The organism is Arthrobacter sp. zg-Y844, assembly GCF_024385465.1.
Classification (GTDB): domain Bacteria; phylum Actinomycetota; class Actinomycetes; order Actinomycetales; family Micrococcaceae; genus Arthrobacter_B.
Genome location: NZ_JANFLS010000001.1, coordinates 1,082,457 through 1,104,500 on the forward strand (window position 1 = coordinate 1,082,457; position 22,044 = coordinate 1,104,500).

Below are 22,044 nucleotides of genomic sequence, written 5' to 3' on the forward strand. Positions count from 1 at the left end.
ACCGCCGCGCGGCCTGCCCTGCCCTCCCCGGATACCGCACGGCGCCCTGTTACCGTTCCAGCATGGATCCTGCCGCCGCTCCGGAAACTGCCAGCCCGGAAAATAGAGTCCCGCCAGCCACCGTCCCGCCCAAACTGGCCAGGGGCGACCTGATGCGCGTCATTGCCCCGGCGGCCAGCCGCGCCATGGTGGCCGAACACGATCACAGCGCCCTCATCGAACGCCGTTTCGCCGACTTGGGCCTGCGGCTTTCCTTCGGCCGCCACGTGGATGAGCGCGACATTTTCGACTCCACATCGGTCGCCTCCCGCGTTGCCGACCTGCATGACGCGTTTGCGGATCCGGAGGTCAAGGGCATCCTGACCGTCATCGGCGGCTTCAACAGCAACGAGCTGCTCCCCTATCTGGATTGGGACCTGATTGCCGCCAATCCGAAGATCCTGTGCGGATATTCCGACATTACGGCGCTGCAGAACGCGATCTTCGCCCGCACCGGCCTGGTGACCTATTCCGGTCCGCACTGGTCCAGCTTCGGTATGCGGGACCACTTTGACCTAACGCAGCAGTGGTTCGAGGACGCGCTGGTGAACGGCTACCGGATGGAGCTTTCCCCCTCCCCGGAGTGGACCGACGATGCCTGGTTCCTGGACCAGGACAACCGCAGTCCCCGGCCGGGGACCGGATGGTGGCCCGTGCAGCAGGGCAGCGCCTCCGGCCGAATTATCGGAGGAAACCTGTGCACGCTGAACCTCCTGCAGGGGACCGCGCAGATGCCTCCGCTGGCCGGCGCCGTCCTCATGCTGGAGGACGATGCCTCCACCGATCCCATGACCTTTGCCCGTGACCTCACCTCCCTGCTCCAGCAGCCGGACGCGGAAGATATTCAGGGTCTGGTCATCGGCAGGTTCCAGGCGTCCAGCGGCATCACGCTGCCGCATCTGCAGGAGATCGCTGCCCAGCCTGCCCTGGCAGGCCTGCCGGTTCTGGCGAACGTGGATTTCGGGCACACCCAGCCGCAGCTGACCCTGCCGATCGGCGGGCGGGCGGATCTAACGGTGGACGCGTCCGGCGGCCGGCTGCGCCTCAGCGACCGTTAGAGCGCCTCGAGCTTATCCACGGCGGCCAGGACGTCCTCCACTGTGACCGCCAGCAGCGCAGGGTCCGGATCCGTGGCGAAGGTGTCTCCGCGGCGTCGGCTTCCGTCGGTCAGGGCGATGTGCGGACCCGGCGGCGGACCCCATTCACTGACCGGCGCCGGGCCGAACAGGACCACTGACGGCCGGGCATAGGCCGACGCCAGATGCGCCGCACCGGTATCGGCCGAGATCACCAGCCGGGATCGGGAAATCACGGCGGCGAACTCGTCCAGCCGGAGCTCACCGGCCACAACGCACTCCGCCCCAAGCCCGGCGGCGGCGGCGACGGCGAGCGCCCGCTGCCGCTCGGACCCGCTGCCCGTAAAGAGAATCGGGGAACCGGTGGCGGCGAGTTCACGGGCGACGTCGGCAAACCGGTCCGCGGGCCAGAGCCGGCTGCCGTAGGCCGCGCCCACATGGATCACTACCGTTTCCGGTGCGTTTTCCGCCGCCGGCGGCGGAGCCAACCGGTAATCCAGCGGATCCGCCGGGATGCCGTGCCAGGACAGCAGTCCTGCCCACCGCTCGCGTTCGTGGACGCCGTCCTTCCACGGCGGACCGTCCCATCCGGGTCCGGCGTGCCCGATCCGGCGACGGGGCTGCAGCGCCTCGATCCTGCTGCAGCTCTCCGGACCGCTGCCGTGCAGGTTCACGGCCACGTCGATTTGTCCGGGTTCGAGCGGAATGGGCACATCCAGGCCGTGCAGGGGAAGCAGGTCATCCACGGCGCCGGTGAGCGGCAGGATGGGACGCAGCCACTCCTGCGCGGCATACCGGATACGGTGCTCCGGATACTCCCGCCGCAGGGCCTTCAGCGCCGGAACTGCAACCAGCAGATCCCCCAGTTTCAAGGCTCGCAGCACCAGCAGTTCGGGACGCTCGGGCACCTCGGACATGGGCGCAGTTTCCTTCCGGTCGGGTCAACTCCTGCCAGAACGTCCACATCCTGCCAGAAGATTGTGCCGCGGGATACGCGTGGGGCGGCTGATCCGGTTGTCGAAGAAGTGGTCCCCGCGGTGTTTAGCTTCCCTTCCGGCGGGGAACAGATGCGGTATGGGATTTTTGCCGTCGCCGCCGCGTGCCGTCCTGTTTGACCGGGACGGCACGCTGATTTTTGACGTGCCCTACAACGCGGATCCGGCGCGCGTGCGGCCGGTGCCCGGCGCCGTCGAGGTGCTGGCCGGGCTGCGGCAAGCCGGCGTGGCCGTAGGGGTAATCACCAACCAGTCCGGCATCGGCCGCGGAATGCTGTCCGCCGAAGAAGTAGCGGGAGTGAACGACGCCGTCGAAGGCCTGCTGGGACCGTTCGATGTCTGGGAAATCTGCCCGCATGCACCGGGCGACGGCTGCGCCTGCCGCAAGCCGATGCCCGGCATGGTGCTGCGGGCCAGCCGCCGCCTGGGGCTCGATCCGGCAGAAGTCGCCGTCATCGGTGACATTGGTGCCGACGTCGGAGCCGCCGCGGCCGCCGGTGCACGCGGCGTGCTGGTGCCCACCGCCGCTACCCGTGCCGAGGAAACCGCCGCGGCTCCGCTCGTGGCGGGCGACCTGGCCGAGGCCGTGGAGTTGCTGTGGGGCAGCCGATGAGCCGCCGGGTGTTGGTGGCCCGGCTCGACGGCGCCGGGGACGTCCTGCTCGCGGGCCCTGCCGTCCGGGCGGTGGCGGCGGCACCGGAGGTGGAAACGGTGCTGCTGTGCGGTCCGCAGGGGGCGCCCGCCGGACGGCTGCTGCCCGGGGTCGCGCAGGTGCTGGAGTGGTCCTGTCCCTGGATCCTGAATCCTGCCCCGGAACCTTCCCGGGACCTGCTGGAGGCACTGCGGGTCATGGTGCGGTCCGTCCGGGCCGAGGAGGCGGTGATCCTGACGTCCTTCCACCAGTCCCCGCTGCCCCTGGCATTGCTGCTCCGCGAAGCCGGGGTACGCACTATTACGGGGGCGTCCTCGGATTACGCCGGTGCCTTACTGGCCCACCGGCTCAAACCCGGGGAGGACTTCCCCGAAGACCAGCCGGAGGTGGATCGTGCGCTGCGGATCGCTGCCGCCGCAGGTTTTCCGCTTCCCGCCGGCGACGACGGCCGGCTGCGGCTGGGACCCTTGCCCGACGTCTCCCACCTGGTGGGCACCGGACCCTACATCGCGGTGCATCCGGGTGCCGCCGTCCCGGCCCGGGCCTGGCCGGCGCTGCACCATGCCGCCGCCGTCGAACTGCTTACCGCCGCCGGCTTCCGCGTGGTGGTCACCGGCGGCCCCGGAGAGAAGGAGCTGACCGCCACCGTGGCGGCGGTAGCCGGCCTGGACCTGGGCGGACGCACGGATCTGGCCACGCTGGCGGCAGTCCTGGCCGGAGCGGACGCGGTGGTGGCCGGAAACACCGGGCCGGCCCATCTGGCGGCCGCGGCAGGCACTCCGGTGGTGAGCCTCTTCGCACCCGTGGTGCCCGCCATCCGGTGGGCGCCCTACGGGGTTCCGCTGGAACTGCTGGGGAACCAGCACGCTGCCTGCAGCGGAACCCGTGCCCGGATCTGCCCGGTGCCCGGGCATCCCTGCCTCTCCGGCGTTTCCCCAGAGCAGGTGGTGGAAGCGGTGCAGCGCCTGGTCACCGGCGTGCCGTCGCTGCAGACGCACCGTGAAATGAGGCACCGATGAGGATTCTGCTGTGGCACGTGCACGGCGGCTGGATGGAGGCCTTTGTCCGCGGCGCCCATGAGTACCTGCTGCCGGCTACTCCCGCACGGGATGGCTGGGGGCTGGGACGCGGCGGCCGGTCCTGGCCGGCAGCTGCCGTGGAAGTGGTGCCGGAAGATCTACGCACACAGCAGATCGACGTCGTCGTGCTGCAGCGTCCCGAAGAGATCGAAGCCTGCACCCGTCTGCTCGGCAGGCGGCCCGGCCGCGACATTCCGGCGGTGTACCTGGAACACAACACCCCGCGCGGCAACGTGCCCGAGACCCGGCATCCGCTGGCGGGCCGAACGGACATCCCGGTTGTGCACGTCACGCAGTTCAACCGCTTGATCTGGGACACCGGGAGGGCGCCGGTACGGGTGATCGAACACGGCATCCCCGACCCCGGCTACCGCTACACCGGGGAGCGCCCGCATCTTGGAGTGGTGGTGAACGAGCCGGTCCGCCGCAGCCGGGTGGCCGGCACCGATCTCCTGCCCGGATTTGCCCGGGCCGCACCGCTGGAAATCTTCGGGATGGGCACGGAACGGCTGCCCGGACTGCTGGGCGCAGACCGCCTGCTGGTCCGCGGCGACCTGCCCGTTGCCAGGCTGCACCGGGAACTGGCCGGCTGCCGGGCCTACCTGCACCCGATGCGCTGGACGTCGCTGGGCCTGTCCCTGCTTGAGGCTATGCATCTGGGACTGCCGGTCCTGGCCCTTGCAACCACTGAAGCGGTCCGGGCAATCCCGCCGGAGGCGGGGATGGCCAGCAACGATCCCGACGAGCTGGTCCGGGCGGCACGGATGTTCCTGGCCGAGCCCGAGCAGGCACGCGCCTGCGGCCGGGCCGCCCGTACGGCGGCATTGGCCCGGTACGGGTTGGAGCGGTTCCTCTCCGACTGGGACCGGCTCTTCGCGGACCTGCTGACCGAGACGGTTTCCGCCGCAACGTTTCTTCCGGCCGCGGGAACCGCACCGGCATCAACAGGAGGGGGACAACAGTGAGAATCTCAATGGTGTCCGAACATGCAAGTCCGCTGGCCGCACTGGGCGGGGTGGATGCCGGCGGCCAGAACGTGCATGTGGCCGCGCTGTCCGTGGCGCTGGCCGCCCGCGGCCACACCGTGCAGGTGTACACGCGGAGGGACGATCCCGGGCTCCCGGACCGGGTGCAGGTGCAGGACGGCCTGGAGGTAGTGCACCTGACCGCCGGTCCGGCCCTGCCGCTGCCCAAGGATGACCTGCTGCCGTACATGGGGCAGCTGGCCGGCGGCGTGCTGGCCGACTGGGGAACCGAACCGCCCGACGTCGTGCACTCGCACTTCTGGATGTCCGGGCTCGCCGCGCTGGAGGCGGCCCGGAGCGCCGGAGACGAGGGCGTGCCGGTGGTCCACACCTTCCACGCCCTGGGCACCGTGAAGAAACGGCATCAGGGTGCCGAGGACACGTCCCCGCCGGAACGGGCCTGGCTGGAACCCTCCGTGGGCCGGCGGGCGGACCGGGTGCTGGCCACCTGTTCGGACGAGGTCTTCGAACTCAAGGCCATCGGGGTGCCGGGCAGCCGGATCTCCATTGCGCCCTGCGGCGTGGATCTGTCCCTCTTCTCTTCCAGCGGGCCGGCGGAACCACGCGGACGGCGGCACCGGATTGCCGCCGTCGGGCGCCTGGTGCCGCGCAAGGGCGTGGACCTGGCCATCCGGGCCCTTGCACTGCTGCGGGACGAGGGCCTGGAAGATGTGGAGCTGCTGATTGTCGGCGGCTCCAGTGACAGTGCCGGACTGGAATCGGATCCGGAGGCCCGCCGGCTGCTGGCCCTCGCCCGGTCCCTGGATGTGGCGGACCGGGTGCTGCTCCGGGGCCAGGTCCCCCGCGAACAAATGCCCGCAGTACTGCGCAGCGCCGATGCCGTGGTGTGCGCGCCCTGGTATGAACCCTTCGGGATCGTGCCGCTGGAAGCGATGGCGTGCGGAGTCCCCGTTGTGGCCTCGGCAGTGGGCGGGCTGATCGACACCGTGGTCCACGGCAGAACCGGCCTGCATGTGCCGCCACGGGATCCGGCAGCCCTGGCCGCCGCGCTCTCGGAGCTGCTGCAGAACCCCCGCTACGCCCGGCGGCTCGGCGTAGCAGGCAAGCAGCGCGCCTCCGCCCGCTACTCCTGGGACCGGGTGGCGCTGGAGACGGAGCAGGCCTATCAGCTGGCGCTGGGCACCGCGGCGAGGCCCGGACGGCTGCAGTCGCTGGGAGGGAAAGCGCTGTGAGCATCGAATCACCGGTCACCGCGCCCGTCTCCGGGCCGGAGCAGGCAGTGCTGGACCACCTGGCCCAGGCGCAGCCGGCCCTGCTCTCCCTCCAACGGCAGGCCCGGCACCTGACGGAATGGGGCCTTGAGCTGGCGGCCCGCCTGTTGGCCGGGCACCGGCTGCTGACCGCCGGAAACGGCGGGTCCGCGGCCGAAGCCCAGCACCTGAGCGCGGAACTGGTGGGACGGTTCGACGGCGAGCGCCGCCCGTTTTCCGCGATTGCCCTGCATGCCGAAACCTCAGCCGTGACGGCCATCGCCAACGACTACGGCTTCGACCAGCTCTACGCCCGGCAGGTGAGGGGCCACGGCAGGCCCGGAGACGTCCTCATCCTCTTCTCCACCAGCGGCGCGAGCCCCAACCTGCTGGCCGCAGTGCAGGCCGCACACGCTGCCGGGCTGCGGACCTGGGCGTTGACCGGCCGGGCGCCGAATCCGCTCGCGGCGGCCTGTGAGGACTTCATTGCCATTGATGCACCGGCAGCAAATGCACAGGAGGCCCATCTGGTTGCCCTGCATGCCCTCTGCCGGTCCTTTGACGCCGAGATCGAACGGCTCACCGCGGCAGGAGGAACCGCGTGAAGACAATCGTAGTGGTGGGTGATGTCCTGCTGGACACGGACATTTCCGGCTCGGCCCAGCGCCTCTCCCCCGACGCGCCCGTGCCCGTGGTGGACGTGGACGACGTCGGACGCCGGGCCGGCGGAGCGGGCCTGGTGGCGCGCCTGCTGGAGCGGGACGGCCGGCAGGTCCATCTGGTGACGGTACTCTCCGACGACGACGCCTCCGGGCTGCTGCGGACCGCGCTGGCCGGCATCCCCCTGACCTCCGGCCCGTCCGACGCTCCCACACCGGTAAAGACGCGGATCCGGGCCGGCACCCACGCCGTGGTCCGCTTCGACCAGGGCTGCTCCCCCGCCCCGGTCCCTGCGGTCACCGCGCAGATGCTGTCCGTGGTCGCGGCGGCCGATGCGGTGGTGGTTGCCGACTACGGCCGCGGGCTCACGGCCAACCCGGCCCTCCGGGACCTGCTGGGGACCTTGGCGGGGCGTATCCCCGTGGTCTGGGACCCGCACCCGGCCGGGGCCGATCCGGTGCCCGGGGTTGCGGCAGTGACGCCGAACCTGGCTGAGGCCCTGTCCGCTGCCGGGGAGGCACCGGGCGGGGTTCCGGCCGCACTTCGGGCGGCGGAAAAACTGCTGACCCGCTGGCAAAGCCAATCCGTCGTGCTCACCCTGGGGGCGCAGGGCGCGCTGGCCCTCCCCGCAGCGGGGTTGGCACAGATCCTTCCGGCCCCGAAGGTTTCCGCCGAGGACGCATGCGGTGCCGGAGACCGGTTTGCCGCGTCCATCGCCGTGCGGCTGCTCGACGGCGACGGGCTGGAAACCGCCGCCGAAGGCGCGGTGCAGGCGGCGGCCTCTTTCCTGGCCGCCGGCGGGGTGGCCGGACTGGACGCGGAAGACCCCATCTTCGGCACCGAACCACCGGACGCGATGGCGACGGCGGCGCAGGTCCGGGCGCGCGGCGGAACCGTGGTGGCCACCGGCGGTTGCTTCGATCTGCTCCACGCCGGACATGCCCGCACCCTGCTGGCGGCCCGGGGGCTGGGCGACTGCCTGATTGTCTGCCTGAACTCCGACGATTCCGTCCGGCGGCTCAAAGGAGAGCAGCGCCCGATTATCGGTGCCGGGGACCGGGCGGAACTGCTGCAGTCCCTGGAATGCGTGGACGGGGTCCTGGTCTTCGAAGAGGATACCCCGGCCGCCGTGCTGGAGCGGCTGCGCCCGGACATCTGGGTCAAGGGCGGGGATTACCGCGAAGACCAACTTCCGGAGGCCGCGCTGATCCGTTCCTGGGGCGGGGAAACGGTCACCGTCCCGTTCCATCCGGCCCGTTCCACCACGGCCCTGGCCTCCGCACTCGCGAAGGTCGGCTGAGCGGCCCCGGCCCCTGGCTCCACTGCCCCCCTAATAACTCCGTCGAAAGGAATTCCCATGACCCTGTTCCCCGCGGCCCCCGCGCCGGCTTCGCTGCCCGATCCTGTGCCCGGTCCTCTCCCGGTTCCGGACCCCCTCCTCCAAACGCGCCCCCTTCCCGCGGTGTTTACCGGCCGGGTGCTGGTCACCGGCGGCGCCTCCGGGCTGGGCGCCGCCGTCAGTGCCGCCGTGACCGCCGCCGGCGGGTCCGTGGTGGTGCTGGACCGGGATATCAGCGCCGTCACGGAGGCCAAGGCCGTGCAGGTGGACGTGGCGGACCGCGCCGGCGTGGAAGCGGCCGTCCGGGAGGCGGCGCAGATCCTGGGCGGACTCGATGCCGTGGTCACCGCCGCCGGTATTGACCGCTGCGGCCGGCTTGAAGACGTGGCGGCGGAGGAATGGGAAAAGGTCATCGGCGTGAACCTGCTGGGCACGGTCTCCGTGGTCCGCGCCGCCCTGCCGTATCTGGCCGCCTCCCACGGCCGGGTCATCACCGTGGCTTCCACGCTGGGGCTCAAGGCCGTCTCCGATGCGACGGCGTACTGCGCCTCCAAGTTCGGGGTGATCGGCTTCAGCCGCGCCCTGGCCGCCGAGACCCGCGGCCAGGTGGGTGTGACCACCATGATTCCCGGCGGCATGAAAACACGGTTTTTCGAGGACCGCACCGAGCAGTACCGCCCGCAGGACGATTCACGGCTGAACGATCCGGAGAACGTGGCTGCCGCGATCCTCTTCGTGCTGGGCCAGCCCGCCGGCTGCGAGGTCCGCGAAATGCTGATCTGCCACGATCAGGAGGATTCCTGGCCCTGAGCCCGGCTCCGGTGCGTGCCGGTCACGCGGACGACGGCGGCGCCTTCCGTCCGCGGGTCCGCACGGCGACGCGGGCGCAGAGGATGACGGCCAGCCCGCCCAGGACGGTGGCCCAGGTCAGCTGCTCATGCAGGAGCAGGGCTGCCCAGCAGATGGTCAGCACCGGCTGGGCCAGCTGTACCTGGCTGACCTGGGCCATGGGGCCGATGCCCAGGCCGCGGTACCAGGCGAAGAAGCCCAGGAACATACTCACCACACCCAGGTAGGCGAAGGCAGCCCATTCCCCCGGGCCACCGGCAGGTGCCCTCCCGGCAAGGCTGAACACAGTCAGGCCTGCCATCACCGGCGAGGCGAGCACCAGCGCCCAGGAAATGGTCTGCCAGGCACCCAGCTCCCGGGTCAGGATGCCGCCCTCGGCGTAGCCAACCGCTCCGGCGATCACCGCGGCGAACAACAGCAGGTCCGACGGGTGCAGCCCGGCCAGCCCACTGCCCTGGATGGCCGCGAACCCAACGGCGGCCGCTGCCCCGACGGCGGCCATAACCCAGAACCGGCGGGGCGGACGCTCATGCGTGCGCAGGACTGCCATCACGGCGGTGGCGGCGGGCAGGAGGGCGGTGACAACGGCACCGTGGCTGGCCGGGGCGGTGGCGAGCGCGAAGGAGGTCAGCAGCGGGAAACCGGCTACCACGCCGCCGCCCACCAGGGCCAGGCGCGCCCATTGCGTGCCCCGCGGCAGCCGCTGCCGGGTCAGTGCAAGCGCGGCGGCAGCGAGCAGGGCGGCGACCACCGCCCGGCCTGATCCGACAAAAAGCGGCGCCATGCCGCCCGCCACGGCGAGTCGGGTGAAGGGAAGGGTAAAGGAGAAGGCGGTGACGCCGAGCAGGCCCCACCACAGGCCCTCGCGGCTGGGCGGTAGCACTGTTGGCACTCGGAGAGTAGCGCTATTATGTGGCTTCATGGCCGATAGTAGCAGCGCGAACCGGATCGTGGCAGACCTGCGCTCGTGGATCCTGGCGGCGGCTCCCGGGGCACAGTTGCCGTCCACCCGGGAGCTCGTGGCACGGCACGGAGCCAGCCCGGTCACGGTGCAGAAAGCGCTGCGGACCCTGGCATCCCTGGGCCTGGTGGAAGGCCGGCCCGGTGCAGGAACTTTCGTCCGCGCCCGCACCGTTGCCCGCGCCCACGACTACGGCTGGCAGACCGCCGCCCTCGGCGCTCCGCGCAGCCTGCCCACCCTCTCCACCGCCATGCGGTCCGTGGCGGATGACGTGATTGCGCTGCATTCCGGCTATCCGGACCCGGAGCTGCTGCCCGGACGCCTGGTCCGGGCAGCTTTCGCCCGCGCCGCCCGCACCGACGCCGCCCTCTCCCGCTCCCCCGCCGCCGGGCTGCCCGAACTGCGTGCCTGGTTTGCCGCCGAACTGGGCAGGGATGCCCCGCCGGGGGTGGCACCTCCGGCAGCCTCCGACGTCGTAATCCTCCCCGGCAGCCAGATCGGGCTCAGCGCCGCCTTCCGCGCCCTCGTGGGGTCCGGACGTCCGCTGCTGATGGAATCCCCCACTTATTGGGGCGCCATCCTGGCCGCCGCGCAGGCCGGAGTGCAGGTGGTCCCGGTACCCAGCGGCAGTGACGGACCGGACCCGGAGGAGCTGGCACGCGCCTTCGCGCAGACCGGTGCGCGGGCTTTCTACGCCCAGCCCGCTTTCGCCAACCCCACCGGTGCCTATTGGTCGCAGCAGCGGGCCGACCAGGTGCTGCAGACCGTACGGCGGCACGGGGCGTTTTTGATCGAAGATGACTGGGCACATGACTTCGGCATTGCCGCTGATCCCGCGCCCCTGGCCGCCCGCGATGACGGCGGGCACGTGGTGTACCTGCGCTCCCTCACCAAGAGCATTTCCCCGGCGGTGCGGGTGGCGGCCATCATTGCCCGCGGCCCTGCACGCGAACGGCTGCTGGCGGATTTCCAGGCATCCTCCGTATATGTCAGCGGAATACTGCAGGCGGTGGCGCTCGACGTCGTCACCCAGCCCGCCTGGCGCACGCATCTGCGCCAGCTGCGGCCCCAGCTGGCAGGACGGCGGGACCTGCTGATTGATGCGCTCCGGGAGCACGCTCCGCTAGCCCAGGTGGAGGCGGTCCCCAAGGGCGGACTCAACCTGTGGGTGCGCCTGCCGGACAACACGGACCTCCCCGCCCTCACCCGGGACTGCGAAAGCGCCGGCGTGCGGGTGGCACCGGGGAACGAGTGGTTTCCGGCCGAGCAGGCCGGTGCCTATCTGCGGCTGAACTACTCCGGGCCGAATCCCGGAGCGTTCGGCGAGGGGGCGCGCATCCTGGGGCGGGTGCTGGAGCAGCACCGGCACGGCTGACCGCTAGTCCCGCGCCGCCGCCGCATTCAACAGCTCGAACGCCCTCAGCGCCTTGGCGACAACCGCCGAAGGCGTGTCTGCATCATCCTGGAATGCCCAGAACGCGAGGGCTTCCATGATCGCAGCCTGCACGGCCGAGGCCAGCGCCCTCGGTCGGAGTCCGTCCTCGGGTTCACCCAGTCGCCTGGAGATGATCTCTACCAGTTGACCGTGCCACAACTGGTACATCTCCGACTGGCTGGACTGCAGTTCGCGGATGGTCACGATCAGCCGCATGCGCTGGCGGCTGAGCACGGAATGTTCATCGGGTTCGCCGAACGCCGCCGTGACGGCGGCGATGATGAGGTCGATGAGGGGAAGGTCCTCTCCCGCTTGATCGAACCCCTGCTTCAACGCCTCAAAAGCAGAGTCAACGGCTCCCCAGACAATGTCCGCCTTGGCAGGAAAGTATCGATGCAGGGTACGGACGCTTACTCCTACCTCCGCCGCGATGTCTCCAACGGTGACGTTTTCGTAGCCCTGCCGGACGACGACGTCGAATGCCCGTGCACGCAATTCAACGTCTTCCAGAAGCGGGGGCCGTCCCGGTGCCCGTCTGCTCGAACTCATGGCTCAACCGTAGCCCTTGTCCGGTTCTGCGAGTTATGGCAGACTCTGCCGGAATTGAGGTACCGACAAGGAGGTCGTTATGCCCGAAGTGCAGCAGTTCGATGTGATCGTAGTGGGGTACGGAGACGCAGGTGCGGCAGCAGCCATTGAGGCAGCCGACAACGGAGCACGGGTGTTGGTGTTGGACCGGTCTTACGGCGGCGGAGCGAGCGCCCTTTCCGGAGGCGTCGTTTATGCAGGTGGCGGCACCCGGCAGCAACGCGAGGCCGGGTACGAAGACACCGTCGAGAATCTCTACAACTACCTGCGGCAGGAGGCGGGAAACAGTGTTGACGACTCAACGCTTCGCCGCTTCTGCGCCCAGAGCCCGGGAACAATCACCTGGCTGGAGCAGCAGGGAGTGGTCTTCGGAAGCAGCGTTCCGTCCTACAAGACGTCGTACCCCACCGATCAGCACTACCTGTATTTTTCCGGCAACGAGAAGGCCTATCCGTACAACCTCACCGCCGAACCCGCGCCGCGTGGACACCGCGCCGTTGCCAAGGGACTGGCTTCAGGCAAGGTGCTGTGGTCAGCCCTCGCTGCCGCCGCCCGGCGGAAGGGGGTGGTGTTTGTTCCACTGGCCCAAGTGAGTGACCTGATCGTGGAGGACGGCGGCGTGGTGGGGGTGCGGTACCGCGTACTCGGGCAGGACCATGCCAATGCGGCGGAACACGCACGGCTGACCCGGCTCACGGGGAAGCTGGGCAACTGGGCCCCCGGTCTGGTGAAGGGACCGGTGGCGAAGATCAAGAGCCTGTGGGAAAACGGCGCCGAAGAGAAGGAAGCCCGCGCGACAGCAGTGGTTCTGGCTGCTGGAGGCTTCATCTACAACCAGGAATGGGTCCAGCGTTACGCCCCGGAATTTACCGGGATTTCCCCGCTGGGAACACCGGCGGATGACGGGTCGGGAATCCAGCTCGGCATGGATGCGGGCGGAGCCACGGCCAAGATGGGCAACGTGACGGCCTGGCGGTTCCTCTCCCCGCCGAGCGCCTTCATAGAAGGAGTTACCGTGGGGCTGAACGGCCTCCGGATCAAGAACGAGGATCTCTACGGGGCCACCCACGGCAACGTGCTGATGCGGGAGTTCGGCGGCAAGGGCTGGGCCGTCTATGACTCGGTAAGTTGGAAGAAAGCGCGCGGCCAGGTCCGGTCCCAGACCCAGATTTTCCAAAAGCTACAGGTCGCCTTCCTTCTGACCGTGGGCCACAAGAAAGCGGATACCCTCGCGGAGCTGGCGATGAAAATCGGTGTTGATGCCTCGGGTCTGCAGCAAACCGTAGAGGCCTACAACCAAGGTATTGCCAGCGGCGCCGGCGATCCCGCCCATAAAGCTCCTGAACTATCCGTTCCCGTAGGCAAGGCTCCCTTCTATGCCTACGACATTTCCGTTGATGCCTCGCCGTTCTATCCGATTCCGGGCCTCACGCTGGGCGGACTGGTGGTGGACGGGGAGTCCGGGCTGGTGAAACGGCAGGACGGGACGCTTATCCCTGGCCTCTATGCCGCTGGCCGCAATGCCGTCGGCGTCTGTTCCAACAGTTACGTCAGCGGACTATCACTCGCAGACTGCATTTTCAGCGGCCGCCGTGCCGGACAGCACGCTGCCGCTCGGCTAAAAGCCGCACTGGCAGAAGACACGGCTTCCGGACGGGAAGACCCGCAAGGAGGCCAGATCCTCACGGACGCGGCAGATGAATCGATGGCCTAGTCTGCTGGTTGGCGGGGCACGGCGACGAGGAGCCCGCCGCTGTCGTCGGCCCCGTCCGTTTCACCGGCCTCCCAGCGCAGCAGGTCCCCGGGCTGGCAGTCCAGTACCTCGCAAAGGGCAGCCAGAGTGGTGAACCGCACCGCCTTGGCACGGCCGTTCTTCAGCACGGCCAGGTTCGCCGGGGTGATGCCGATCCGCTCGGCCAGCACCCCAACCGGCATCTTGCGCTTCGCCAGCATCACGTCGATGTCCACAATGATCGGCATCAGATCACCCCGCCGAGTTCGGCGCGCAGGTGGCTGGCCTCGGCCGCGGTGTCGACGGCGGAGGCCAGCAGCGCCCGCATCACCAGCACCAGCAGGGCACCGGCCGCAACGGTCACCCCCATGCCGCCAATCAGCAGGACAATGCCGGGAGCCACCCCTTCCCCCGGTGCCAGCACGGCCCCCAGTGCAAAGAGCAGCAGGGCTGCCACCGAGAGCGCGCCAATCACCACATCCACGTAACGGAAAGCCGCAGAGGAAAACACGGTTCCCCGCCGGACCATGGTCAGCAGGCGCCAGACGCAGACCAGGCAGACCTGGAAGGCGAGGACCCCCAGCACCACAATCGCCAGGACCGGCACACGGACGGCTTCGGCGCCCGCCTCGGCCAGGTCCATGCCGAACAGCGGCACCAGCACGGCCTGCACAAACAGGGTGCCGAGGAACACCAGCACCAGCACTATCCGCAATGCCAGGATGGTTGATTTTCCCATCAGGCTCTCCCTACCGGACCACTTCGATTGAAGGACAATCAATACTTATCGACAATCGAGAGGTCCAGCAAGGGGTTCCGGCAAACTAGGGCGCCGAATCCACCACGGAGGCGGTGATTGCCGTCCAAGCAGTCACGGTGCCCGCCGGGACCCCTTTGTCCTCCCTGAGCTGCACCTCCCGCTCGCCGATCACGTGGCCGGACGCCGGGTCGATGATGATTTCCATCCTGGCCCGGTAATTGCTGCTTTTCATTCCCAGGGAGACTCCGGTCCGCCCATCCAACGTGGCCTCGCGGTCCACCAGGGACACTCCCGGAATCAGCGCAATGGCTTGGTAGATCACAGCACGCAGGTCCGCAGGAACGGCTCCCGTACGCAGGATATTCGCGAAGGCCATGAAGGCTTCGGCCTCCGTGTTCCAGTGGTTGCCCTCTGTTTGTGCATAGATCATCTTCAACAATTCGTCCGGGTCGCGGGGGGCGCTTTTAATCACCTCGTTCAGCGACATATCGTTGAGGACATACCAGTCGGAGCCGCCCCATTGCCCGCCGGGTGCACGCAGCACTTCGCCTTCCATCGGCATTCCGAAGGCCCGCCTTTCCGCCGCCATCCTCTCGGACGCCTGCCGCGAACCTTCGCCGAAGAATTGCACCGGTGCGCTGGGCTCCGAGGCCCAGACCCATTCCCCGGTCCTATCGGCCGGCACATACATCTGCCGGTCCATACTGGCTAGCCACCGGTGGGTGGCGTCATTTGCGGGCCCGCGCTCGAACATCATTATCACGCCGGTGGTTTTGATCTTCAGGTACTGGCCTGGCTGGACTACGGGATCAGACGTGTTGATCGCGGCTGTCGCCGCAGCGTTGAGGACCAAGGCCGCCTCCGCCGTCGCACCCGGGCGTTCATTGGCTCCGACGACGTCCACCGCCACGAGCGTTGCAACGAGCGCCGCAGCCGCGGCGGAGGCCAACAGAGTGCGGCGCCAGGGCCGCCGGGCGTGCACCGGGCCCGCCGCGCGACGGGAGGATTCCTCTTCCGCGGCCTTTTGCATCAGTTTCTCCCGCCCGGCGGCCAGGACGGCCGGGAGTACCGTTCCGGTGCTGTTACGCGTTGTGCGGAGCAGGTGCAGTTCGTCCATGATCACTGTCCATATCGTCGAAAAGGGCAAAGCCGAGGTCGGCCCGGAGCTTGCGCCGGGCACGGTTGATGCGGGAGCGGACGGTGCCGATAGGCACGCCGGTGGCGGTGGCGATTCCGTCGTAGGTCAGGTCCGCCCACGCGTAGAGGAGGATGGCTTCCCGCTCGATCGGTGCCAGCGCATGCAGGGCCGCACCGATCCGGGACCGGTCGCCGTCGGCATCCACTTTCGCGTCCACCGCATCGAGCCCGTCCGCGGAGTGTCCGCGGCCGCCGTTTCGGGCCAGGGCACGCAGCATGCGCGCTTCGGCGCGATGGTGCCGGCGCAGCAAATTGGTGGCGATGCCGAAGAGCCAGGGCCGCACGGCTTCGGCCGGCCCGTCAAAGCCTGCCCGCCCTTCGAAGGCGACCAGGAAGGTTTCCGCCATCACGTCTTCGGCAGCAAAGTCACCGGCACGGCGGGCCGCGTACCGGTAGATGTCCGGCGCGTGCCGGTCATAGAGTTCCCCGAATGTGGCGGGGGCGCTCCGCGACCGCTCCACAATCTCTTTGTCTGTGTTCACACCCTGTAATGCCCGCTCACCGCAAATGGTTCACGGTTCCCCCGATTTTCTTTTCGTCTTTCCCCTGTTTCAGCGACCTGCACATTAAACGACGACGGCGCCGCCCGGACTCGCAGGGAGTCCGGCGCGGCGCCGTCGTGCGTTGTTGCTTGTTAGAGCTTGGAAGCAACCAGTCCGGTCAGGTCGACCAGACGGTTGGAGTAGCCCCACTCGTTGTCGTACCAGCCGACGATCTTGACCTGGTTGCCCATGACGCGGGTCAGGCCGGAGTCGAAGATGCAGGAGGACGGATCGCCCACGATGTCCGAGGAAACGATCTCATCCTCGGTGTAGGTGAGGATGCCGGCCCAGCGCGGATCCTGTGCAGCCTTGGCGTAGGCGGCGTTGATCTCCTCGACCGTGGCTTCCTTTTCCAGCGTGACGGTCAGGTCGGTGACGGAACCGGTGGGGACGGGAACGCGGATGGCGAAACCGTCCAGCTTGCCCTTCAGTTCCGGCAGGACCAGGCCGATGGCCTTGGCGGCACCGGTGGAGGTGGGAACCATGTTCAGGGCTGCGGCGCGGGCGCGGCGCAGGTCCTTGTGCGGGCCGTCCTGCAGGTTCTGGTCTGCCGTGTAGGCGTGCACGGTGGTCATGAGGCCCTTTTCGATGCCGAAGGCGTCGTTCAGGACCTTGGCCAGCGGGCCCAGGCAGTTGGTGGTGCAGGAAGCGTTCGAGATGACGTCGTGCTTCTCGGCGTCGTAGTCGCCGTCGTTCACGCCCATGACCACGGTGAACGCGTCACCCTTGGCCGGTGCGGAAACCAGGACCTTCTTGGCGCCGGCGGAGATGTGCTTGCGTGCATCCTCGGCGTTGGTGAAGAAGCCGGTGGATTCGATGACGATGTCCACGTTGAGGTCGGCCCAGGGCAGGTTGCTGGGATCGCGCTCAGCGAAGACCTTGATGGTGTGGCCGCCGACCACGAGGTTTCCGTCTTCGACGGTGACCTTCTCGGCCAGGCGTCCGGCTACCGAGTCGTACTTGAGCAGGTGGGCCAGCTGCGCGGGGTCGCCGAGGTCGTTGACTGCGACAACCTCGAACCCTTCGCCGTGCTGCAGGGCTGCCCGCAGGTAATTGCGGCCAATCCGACCAAAACCGTTGATTCCGACGCGTACCGTCACTGGTGCCTCCTTGATGCTGAAACTAAATTTAGGAACTAAATTTATTGTCTCCTATAATTATGCTGTTATTACCGCCACACGTCAAAGGGCACTTCCATGGACGCCTCAGCAAACACTCCGCAGCTACTGCGCCGCACCAACCTGCGCGCGGTGCTGGAGGTGCTCCGTGCTGCCCCCTCCGTCACGGGCACCGACCTGATCAACGCCACCGGCCTGACCCGCGCCACCGTCATTGCCGTGTGTGATGACCTGATTGCCCGGGGCTGGGCCCGGGAAACGGAGTCCCCGCGCATCGACCGGCAAAAAGGCCGGCCCGCCCGCCGGTTCGAATTCAACGAAAGTGCCGGCTATGTCCTGGGGCTCGACGTCGGCATCGCCACCGTCCGGGTGCTGGTCGCCGACCTCGCGGGCGCCGTCGTCGGCGAATCGGAGGCACGGTTCCCGCGTCACGGCGGCGAACCGGAACAACGACGGCGCGTGGTCACCGAGGCCGTCGATGCCGCCCTGCAGGACGCAGGGATTTCCCCGTCGGCCGTGCTGTGCGCGGGGATGGGCATCGCCGCGCAGGTCACCGGCGCCGGCGACGTCGCCCCGGGGCAGGAGGTGGCGCCGATGTTCGATCTCGGACTGAGCGCCATCTTCAGCGATTCCCGCGGCTGGCCGCTGCTCGTGGAAAACGATGCCAAGCTGGCAGCCCTCGCCGAACGCTGGCGCGGGGTGGGCGCGGGCGAAAACGACCTGGCGGTGATCCTGGCCGGCGAGCGCCTCGGCAGCGGCATCATCGAGTCCGGCCGCCTGCTGCACGGTGCGACCGGCGGCACCGGCGCCATGGGTGCGCTGGACCTGGTGGAAGGCGTAGGCAACGAGGACGGCATTGCCAAGCTTGCCCGCCTTTGGGGCAGTGCCGCACTGAAGGAAGGGCACAACGGCCGCATCCGCGAACTCGTGGGACCGGATACCAACCGCGCCTCGGCCCGTCTGGTATTCGAAGCGGCCGAGGCCGGAGACCCGGTGGCCGAAGAAATCCTGGACCGGATTGCCCGCCGGATGGCCCGGGTACTGGCACTGGTGTCCTCGTTCTTCGATCCTCGGCTGATCGTGATCGGCGGCGCGGTGGCGGCGTCGGCCACTGCCCTGCTGCCCGCCATGACGCGTGAGCTGAACGGGTACGTGGTGAAACCGCCCCGGGTCGCCGTTTCGAACCTGGGCACCATGCTGGTGCCCACCGGTGCGGTGCGCCTGGCCCTGGACTACGTGGAAACCCACCTCCTGGACCTGGTGCCCGAGCCGCGCCGGGAGTAGGGCCGGGAGGCTACCGCAGTTCCTGGATCCGCAGCTGATTGCCCGCCGGGTCCCGCAGCGCGCAGTCCCTCGCTCCCCAGTCCTGCTCCATGGGCTCCTGGACCACCTCCGCTCCGCCGGCGACGGCGCGCTCGAATGCCGCGTCCAGATCGGCAGTTGCCAGCATCATCCCGGCATAGGTGCCCTTGGCCATCATTTCCTCGATGGTCCTGCGCTCGGCGTCAGTGATGCCGGGGTCCGCTGCGGGCGGCTCCAGCACAATGGAAGTTCCCGGCTGGTCCGGCGGCCCCACCGTGATCCACCGCATGTCGCCGTAGCCGACATCGTTGCGGACCTCGAAGCCCAGCACGTCGCGGTAGAACGCCAGCGAAGCATCGGGATCGGTCTGGGGAAGAAATACCGCATTGATGGAGATGTCCATCGGGCTCACCCTCTCTGGGACGGCGAAAACCGCCCTTTCCTGATCGGTCTTTGCACGGTGCGCCTCACGCACCCCGGCAGGTCCGGCTCCTGCTCTGCAGCCAGCCGCCGATAGGTTCCCGGCGGGACCCCCACCAGCTCGGTAAAGCGTGTGCTGAAGGTACCCGGCGAGGAGCACCCCACGGCGAAGCACACGTCGGTGACGCTCCGGGTGCTGCAGCGCAGCAGCGTCATGGCCCGTTCAATGCGCCGGGTCATGAGATACGAATACGGCGATTCCCCGTAGGCCAGGCGGAACTGGCGGCTGAGGTGTCCGGCCGACATAAATACCCCGCGTGCCAGCGCTTCGACATCCAGTGGCTTGGCATACTCTCGGTCGATCCGGTCCCGCACCCGACGCAGTCGGGCCAGGTCGGCGAGCCGGCGGGAGTTCTCCAATGCCCGGCCGGATCCTCCGTCCTTGTCCACGGCTGCTGATACGACACTCATCGCACTTTCCCTGCTGCTGTCCTGTCCGGTGTTCCCTCACGCTACCGGCGGGCGGGCGGAAGGCGCTTCTTGATTCCTGATCGATTTGTCCGCCGGCCCTTTTTGCCATGGTTCCACTTCAGGGCGCGGCAGGATACCGAAATCCGCGCGATGAACTTCAAGAACACGAGCGAACCGGTCGCTCGACACAGAAAGGGCCGGGTGCCGCTGCACCCGGCCCTTTGACTGCGGAAACTACGCCGGGGCCGATCCGTCCTCGCTTTGGTTCTCCCGGTCCTCATCCGGTCCGCCGTCGTGGTGGCCGTCGTCATGGTGCCGGCCGTGGTGGCGGCCGTCGTCATCGTACCGGCCTTCACCCTCCTCGGCGTCCGGGTCCTTCTGCTCGGGACCTTGGCCGTCCGGACCCTGTTCCGCCTCTCCGTCGGCATCCCGGCGTTCCTCGTCCCGGGTGTCCTGCTCGCCCTGCTCGTCCCGGGTGTCCTGCTCGTCCTGCTCGTCCCGGGTGTCGTGCTCGTCCTGCTCGTCCTGCTTGTCCTGGGTGTCCTGCTCGTCGAAGAAGTCCCGGCTCTCGTTGTCCCCGGCGTCCTGTTCCTGGGCGGTGGAGCCGGCCTGCTCAAACTCCGGGTTCTCCGCTACAGCGGTACCCGCCAAAAAACTGGCAACCAGCAGGCCCACACCGGCAAGGGCGCCGCCGCCCCAGACGATGACTTTCCGAGCTCCGCTGCCTATACCCATGGTGCTGTTTCACCTCCGAATAAGTGGTTTGCTGACGGTTACCATCCTCGAACTTGTTGCTTTGAGAATTCTCAAAAGCAGCTGAGGGCCAGCGGCACGCGCACGTCAGGGCGATGCCGGCGGCGGGATTCAGCCCGTTGATATCCGGCCCCTCGCCAGCATTCCAGTCAGGCCTCGGTCATCTTCGACCGCGCCGGGCGCCCAACACCTTCGCCGTCGTCCACCTCAACAATCATTGACTTTATCAATAGATTGCTGTTCCAATGGTTTTTGATGTGAACTAGCTCACGACAAAGGAGTCATGGTGAATCTGGGAATTGGTTCCTGGCCGGCACGGCGGGCAAAGGTACGCCCGCATGATCCGGCGATCGTGTTCGAGGGTCGCGAGTGGAGCTACGCGGACGTGGACCGCCGCGTACGCCAGCTGGCCAATGCCCTGCTCAACGCCGGGATCCGCCGCGGAGACCGCGTGGCCTACGTCGGCTTCAACCATCCGGCCCTGTTGGAAACCTTCTTTGCCGCCGGCCTGATCGGCGCCGCCTGCGTCCTGGTCAATCCGCGCCTGCGGCAGGCCGAGGTGGACTACATCCTGCGCGACTGCGGCGCCAGGGCCGTGGTCTACACCGATGAGCAGCGGGAGAACAATGAACAGCTCGCCGCGGAGCTCGACGTCGAGCGGTGGCTGAGCGTGGACGGCGGCGGGCCGGGAACCGGGTTCGAAGACTTCCTCTCCGCCGGCAGCGAGGATCCGGTGCCGGACGGCGTCGAGATGGAGGATCTCGCCCTGATTATGTACACCTCCGGCACCACCGGCCGGCCGAAGGGCGCGATGCTTTCGCACCAGAATCTGTTCTACCAGTACGTGAACGCGCTGATCGGCGTCGATCTGCGGCAGGACGAGGTGCACCTGGCCGTGGCGCCGCTGTTCCATATTGCCGGGTTGAACATGATGACCCTGCCCGCCTTCACCCTGGGCGGCCGGATCATCATCCACCGCTCCTTCAAGCCGGACGCCGTACTGCGCGAAATCGCCGCTTCCCGAGTCACCTCCTCCTTCATGGTTCCGGCCATGCTCGATGCACTCAGCGAGCACCCCGGGTTTGCCGATGCGGATTTGTCCTCGGTCCGTGGATTCATGGTGGGAGGATCACCGGTTCCCGAACGGATGATCCGCACCTGGGCGGGCAAGGGGGCGGCCATCATGCAGGGCTTCGGCATGACGGAGACCGCTCCCGGGGTGTGCATGCTCGAGGCACGTGACGGCGTTACGAAAGCCGGCTCAGCGGGCCGTTCGCATTTCTTCACGGAGCATCAGGTGGTGGATTTCGACGGCAAGCCCGTGCCGCCGGGTGCGCCCGGAGAAGTGATCGTCCGGGGCCCCAACGTGATGTCCGGTTACTGGAACAAGCCGGAAGAAACCGCCAAGGCACTTGCTGACGGTTGGTATCACTCCGGTGACATCGCCGTCGTGGACGAAGACGGATACATGTACATCAAGGACCGGATCAAGGACATGTACATTTCCGGCGGCGAGAACGTTTATCCCGCCGAGGTGGAAAACGCGCTGCTGAACATCCCCGGCGTCCGGGATGCAGCGGTCATCGGCATCCCCGACTCGAAGTGGGGCGAAACCGGATTGGCCTTCATTGTCCTGGCCGACGGCGACTCCCGCACCAGCGAGGACCTCCGCGCCCAGCTGAGCCAGCGGCTGGCCACCTACAAGCTGCCGCGCCGGATCAACGTCGTTACCGAGCTTCCCCGCACCGCGACCGGCAAGATCCAAAAGCACGTCCTGCGTGCCGGTGCCTGAGCAGGGCACCGGCCCGCAACCCCGCTATCCATCACTCCCCCTCGAAGG

General features: G+C 68.2%; 23 protein-coding genes. 12 read left to right on the top strand and 11 right to left on the bottom strand.

Annotated elements, in window-relative coordinates:
• Positions 1–62: 62 nt before the first annotated feature.
• The gene (locus NNX35_RS05160; RefSeq protein ID WP_255867170.1) at positions 63–1,097 is read left to right on the top strand and encodes a S66 peptidase family protein; all 1,035 of its coding nucleotides are present in this window, start codon (positions 63–65) and stop codon (positions 1,095–1,097) included.
• Here NNX35_RS05160 and NNX35_RS05165 read toward each other — a convergent pair.
• A complete protein-coding gene (locus tag NNX35_RS05165) occupies positions 1,094–2,032 on the bottom strand; it encodes a glycosyltransferase family 9 protein (RefSeq protein ID WP_255862263.1) in 939 nt (312 codons plus the stop codon). The two genes, NNX35_RS05160 and NNX35_RS05165, sit on opposite strands and share 4 nt — an antisense overlap.
• Before the next feature lie 157 nt (positions 2,033–2,189).
• Between NNX35_RS05165 and NNX35_RS05170 the strand changes: the two genes are divergently transcribed.
• The 7 genes from NNX35_RS05170 to NNX35_RS05200 are packed head-to-tail and all read left to right on the top strand — an operon-like array spanning position 2,190 to position 8,886.
• Positions 2,190–2,723 carry an HAD-IIIA family hydrolase gene (locus NNX35_RS05170; protein WP_255765444.1) on the top strand — a complete coding sequence of 178 codons (534 nt, stop codon included), beginning with the start codon at positions 2,190–2,192 and terminating at the stop codon, positions 2,721–2,723.
• The gene (locus NNX35_RS05175; protein WP_255862794.1) at positions 2,720–3,781 is read left to right on the top strand and encodes a glycosyltransferase family 9 protein; all 1,062 of its coding nucleotides are present in this window, start codon (positions 2,720–2,722) and stop codon (positions 3,779–3,781) included. Before NNX35_RS05170 ends, NNX35_RS05175 begins: the two co-directional genes overlap by 4 nt.
• Entirely contained in the window at positions 3,778–4,806 is a 1,029-nt protein-coding gene (locus NNX35_RS05180) for a glycosyltransferase (RefSeq protein ID WP_255862262.1), read from the top strand. The genes NNX35_RS05175 and NNX35_RS05180 overlap by 4 nt, the downstream gene beginning before the upstream one ends.
• Complete coding sequence (locus NNX35_RS05185) at positions 4,803–6,059, top strand: glycosyltransferase (protein ID WP_255867171.1); 1,257 nt, start codon at positions 4,803–4,805, stop codon at positions 6,057–6,059. Before NNX35_RS05180 ends, NNX35_RS05185 begins: the two co-directional genes overlap by 4 nt.
• The gene (locus NNX35_RS05190; RefSeq protein WP_370646956.1) at positions 6,056–6,682 is read left to right on the top strand and encodes an SIS domain-containing protein; all 627 of its coding nucleotides are present in this window, start codon (positions 6,056–6,058) and stop codon (positions 6,680–6,682) included. Before NNX35_RS05185 ends, NNX35_RS05190 begins: the two co-directional genes overlap by 4 nt.
• Positions 6,679–8,037 (top strand): PfkB family carbohydrate kinase, encoded by a 1,359-nt coding sequence (locus NNX35_RS05195; RefSeq protein WP_255867172.1) that lies wholly within the window; start codon positions 6,679–6,681, stop codon positions 8,035–8,037. Before NNX35_RS05190 ends, NNX35_RS05195 begins: the two co-directional genes overlap by 4 nt.
• A gap of 57 nt (positions 8,038–8,094) precedes the next feature.
• Positions 8,095–8,886 (top strand): SDR family oxidoreductase, encoded by a 792-nt coding sequence (locus tag NNX35_RS05200; protein ID WP_255867173.1) that lies wholly within the window; start codon positions 8,095–8,097, stop codon positions 8,884–8,886.
• A 22-nt stretch (positions 8,887–8,908) separates the two neighbouring features.
• Here NNX35_RS05200 and NNX35_RS05205 read toward each other — a convergent pair whose 3' ends face one another.
• The gene (locus NNX35_RS05205; RefSeq protein WP_255867174.1) at positions 8,909–9,847 is read right to left on the bottom strand and encodes a DMT family transporter; all 939 of its coding nucleotides are present in this window, start codon (positions 9,845–9,847) and stop codon (positions 8,909–8,911) included.
• Between NNX35_RS05205 and NNX35_RS05210 the strand changes: the two genes are divergently transcribed.
• Positions 9,846–11,261 (top strand): PLP-dependent aminotransferase family protein, encoded by a 1,416-nt coding sequence (locus NNX35_RS05210; RefSeq protein ID WP_255867175.1) that lies wholly within the window; start codon positions 9,846–9,848, stop codon positions 11,259–11,261. The two genes, NNX35_RS05205 and NNX35_RS05210, sit on opposite strands and share 2 nt — an antisense overlap.
• 3 nt (positions 11,262–11,264) lie before the next feature.
• Here the strand turns inward: NNX35_RS05210 and NNX35_RS05215 are convergent, their stop codons facing one another.
• Entirely contained in the window at positions 11,265–11,870 is a 606-nt protein-coding gene (locus NNX35_RS05215) for a TetR family transcriptional regulator (protein ID WP_255765451.1), read from the bottom strand.
• A 79-nt stretch (positions 11,871–11,949) separates the two neighbouring features.
• Between NNX35_RS05215 and NNX35_RS05220 the strand changes: the two genes are divergently transcribed.
• A complete protein-coding gene (locus tag NNX35_RS05220) occupies positions 11,950–13,623 on the top strand; it encodes an FAD-binding protein (protein WP_255867176.1) in 1,674 nt (557 codons plus the stop codon).
• Here the strand turns inward: NNX35_RS05220 and NNX35_RS05225 are convergent.
• From NNX35_RS05225 to gap, 5 genes are all read right to left on the bottom strand, one after another.
• Positions 13,620–13,889 carry a helix-turn-helix transcriptional regulator gene (locus tag NNX35_RS05225; protein WP_255765453.1) on the bottom strand — a complete coding sequence of 90 codons (270 nt, stop codon included), beginning with the start codon at positions 13,887–13,889 and terminating at the stop codon, positions 13,620–13,622. The two genes, NNX35_RS05220 and NNX35_RS05225, sit on opposite strands and share 4 nt — an antisense overlap.
• Positions 13,889–14,380, bottom strand: a complete 492-nt coding sequence (locus NNX35_RS05230; RefSeq protein ID WP_255867177.1) for a DUF2975 domain-containing protein — start codon at positions 14,378–14,380, stop codon at positions 13,889–13,891. The genes NNX35_RS05225 and NNX35_RS05230 overlap by 1 nt, the downstream gene beginning before the upstream one ends.
• A gap of 85 nt (positions 14,381–14,465) precedes the next feature.
• Positions 14,466–15,518, bottom strand: a complete 1,053-nt coding sequence (locus NNX35_RS05235) for a CU044_5270 family protein (protein WP_255867178.1) — start codon at positions 15,516–15,518, stop codon at positions 14,466–14,468.
• Complete coding sequence (locus NNX35_RS05240) at positions 15,484–16,080, bottom strand: RNA polymerase sigma factor (protein ID WP_255765456.1); 597 nt, start codon at positions 16,078–16,080, stop codon at positions 15,484–15,486. Before NNX35_RS05240 ends, NNX35_RS05235 begins: the two co-directional genes overlap by 35 nt.
• A gap of 152 nt (positions 16,081–16,232) precedes the next feature.
• Positions 16,233–17,240, bottom strand: a complete 1,008-nt coding sequence (gene gap, locus NNX35_RS05245) for a type I glyceraldehyde-3-phosphate dehydrogenase (RefSeq protein WP_255765457.1) — start codon at positions 17,238–17,240, stop codon at positions 16,233–16,235.
• Between the two features lie 96 nt (positions 17,241–17,336).
• Here gap and NNX35_RS05250 point away from each other — a divergent pair, with 96 nt between their 5' ends.
• On the top strand, positions 17,337–18,542 hold the full coding sequence (locus NNX35_RS05250; RefSeq protein ID WP_255867179.1) for an ROK family protein: 1,206 nt from the start codon (positions 17,337–17,339) through the stop codon (positions 18,540–18,542).
• A 10-nt stretch (positions 18,543–18,552) separates the two neighbouring features.
• Here NNX35_RS05250 and NNX35_RS05255 read toward each other — a convergent pair whose 3' ends face one another.
• The 3 genes from NNX35_RS05255 to NNX35_RS05265 all read right to left on the bottom strand — a co-directional run bounded on the left by NNX35_RS05255 (position 18,553) and on the right by NNX35_RS05265 (position 20,186).
• Positions 18,553–18,963, bottom strand: coding sequence for a VOC family protein (locus NNX35_RS05255; RefSeq protein WP_255765459.1), 411 nt, complete (start codon positions 18,961–18,963; stop codon positions 18,553–18,555).
• A 5-nt stretch (positions 18,964–18,968) separates the two neighbouring features.
• Positions 18,969–19,451 carry a helix-turn-helix transcriptional regulator gene (locus NNX35_RS05260; RefSeq protein WP_255765460.1) on the bottom strand — a complete coding sequence of 161 codons (483 nt, stop codon included), beginning with the start codon at positions 19,449–19,451 and terminating at the stop codon, positions 18,969–18,971.
• Between the two features lie 234 nt (positions 19,452–19,685).
• Positions 19,686–20,186: a hypothetical protein gene (locus NNX35_RS05265; protein WP_255867180.1), complete on the bottom strand. Its 501-nt coding sequence runs from the start codon at positions 20,184–20,186 to the stop codon at positions 19,686–19,688.
• A gap of 304 nt (positions 20,187–20,490) precedes the next feature.
• Between NNX35_RS05265 and NNX35_RS05270 the strand changes: the two genes are divergently transcribed.
• Positions 20,491–21,996 carry a long-chain fatty acid--CoA ligase gene (locus NNX35_RS05270; protein ID WP_255867181.1) on the top strand — a complete coding sequence of 502 codons (1,506 nt, stop codon included), beginning with the start codon at positions 20,491–20,493 and terminating at the stop codon, positions 21,994–21,996.
• The last annotated feature ends 48 nt before the right edge of the window (positions 21,997–22,044 follow it).

What these genes read in the sequence shown, in the direction of transcription:
- NNX35_RS05200 (WP_255867173.1), top strand. Translation starts at nt 8,095, where the DNA reads ATGACCCTGTTCCCCGCGGCCCCCGCGCCGGCTTCGCTGCCCGATCCT.
- NNX35_RS05175 (WP_255862794.1), top strand. Translation starts at nt 2,720, where the DNA reads ATGAGCCGCCGGGTGTTGGTGGCCCGGCTCGACGGCGCCGGGGACGTC.
- NNX35_RS05260 (WP_255765460.1), bottom strand. Translation starts at nt 19,451, where the DNA reads ATGAGTGTCGTATCAGCAGCCGTGGACAAGGACGGAGGATCCGGCCGG.
- NNX35_RS05255 (WP_255765459.1), bottom strand. Translation starts at nt 18,963, where the DNA reads ATGGACATCTCCATCAATGCGGTATTTCTTCCCCAGACCGATCCCGAT.
- NNX35_RS05180 (WP_255862262.1), top strand. Translation starts at nt 3,778, where the DNA reads ATGAGGATTCTGCTGTGGCACGTGCACGGCGGCTGGATGGAGGCCTTT.
- NNX35_RS05235 (WP_255867178.1), bottom strand. Translation starts at nt 15,518, where the DNA reads ATGGACGAACTGCACCTGCTCCGCACAACGCGTAACAGCACCGGAACG.
- NNX35_RS05160 (WP_255867170.1), top strand. Translation starts at nt 63, where the DNA reads ATGGATCCTGCCGCCGCTCCGGAAACTGCCAGCCCGGAAAATAGAGTC.
- NNX35_RS05210 (WP_255867175.1), top strand. Translation starts at nt 9,846, where the DNA reads ATGGCCGATAGTAGCAGCGCGAACCGGATCGTGGCAGACCTGCGCTCG.
- NNX35_RS05165 (WP_255862263.1), bottom strand. Translation starts at nt 2,032, where the DNA reads ATGTCCGAGGTGCCCGAGCGTCCCGAACTGCTGGTGCTGCGAGCCTTG.
- NNX35_RS05265 (WP_255867180.1), bottom strand. Translation starts at nt 20,186, where the DNA reads ATGGGTATAGGCAGCGGAGCTCGGAAAGTCATCGTCTGGGGCGGCGGC.
- NNX35_RS05215 (WP_255765451.1), bottom strand. Translation starts at nt 11,870, where the DNA reads ATGAGTTCGAGCAGACGGGCACCGGGACGGCCCCCGCTTCTGGAAGAC.
- NNX35_RS05230 (WP_255867177.1), bottom strand. Translation starts at nt 14,380, where the DNA reads ATGGGAAAATCAACCATCCTGGCATTGCGGATAGTGCTGGTGCTGGTG.
- NNX35_RS05250 (WP_255867179.1), top strand. Translation starts at nt 17,337, where the DNA reads ATGGACGCCTCAGCAAACACTCCGCAGCTACTGCGCCGCACCAACCTG.
- NNX35_RS05205 (WP_255867174.1), bottom strand. Translation starts at nt 9,847, where the DNA reads ATGAAGCCACATAATAGCGCTACTCTCCGAGTGCCAACAGTGCTACCG.
- NNX35_RS05170 (WP_255765444.1), top strand. Translation starts at nt 2,190, where the DNA reads ATGGGATTTTTGCCGTCGCCGCCGCGTGCCGTCCTGTTTGACCGGGAC.
- NNX35_RS05220 (WP_255867176.1), top strand. Translation starts at nt 11,950, where the DNA reads ATGCCCGAAGTGCAGCAGTTCGATGTGATCGTAGTGGGGTACGGAGAC.
- NNX35_RS05225 (WP_255765453.1), bottom strand. Translation starts at nt 13,889, where the DNA reads ATGCCGATCATTGTGGACATCGACGTGATGCTGGCGAAGCGCAAGATG.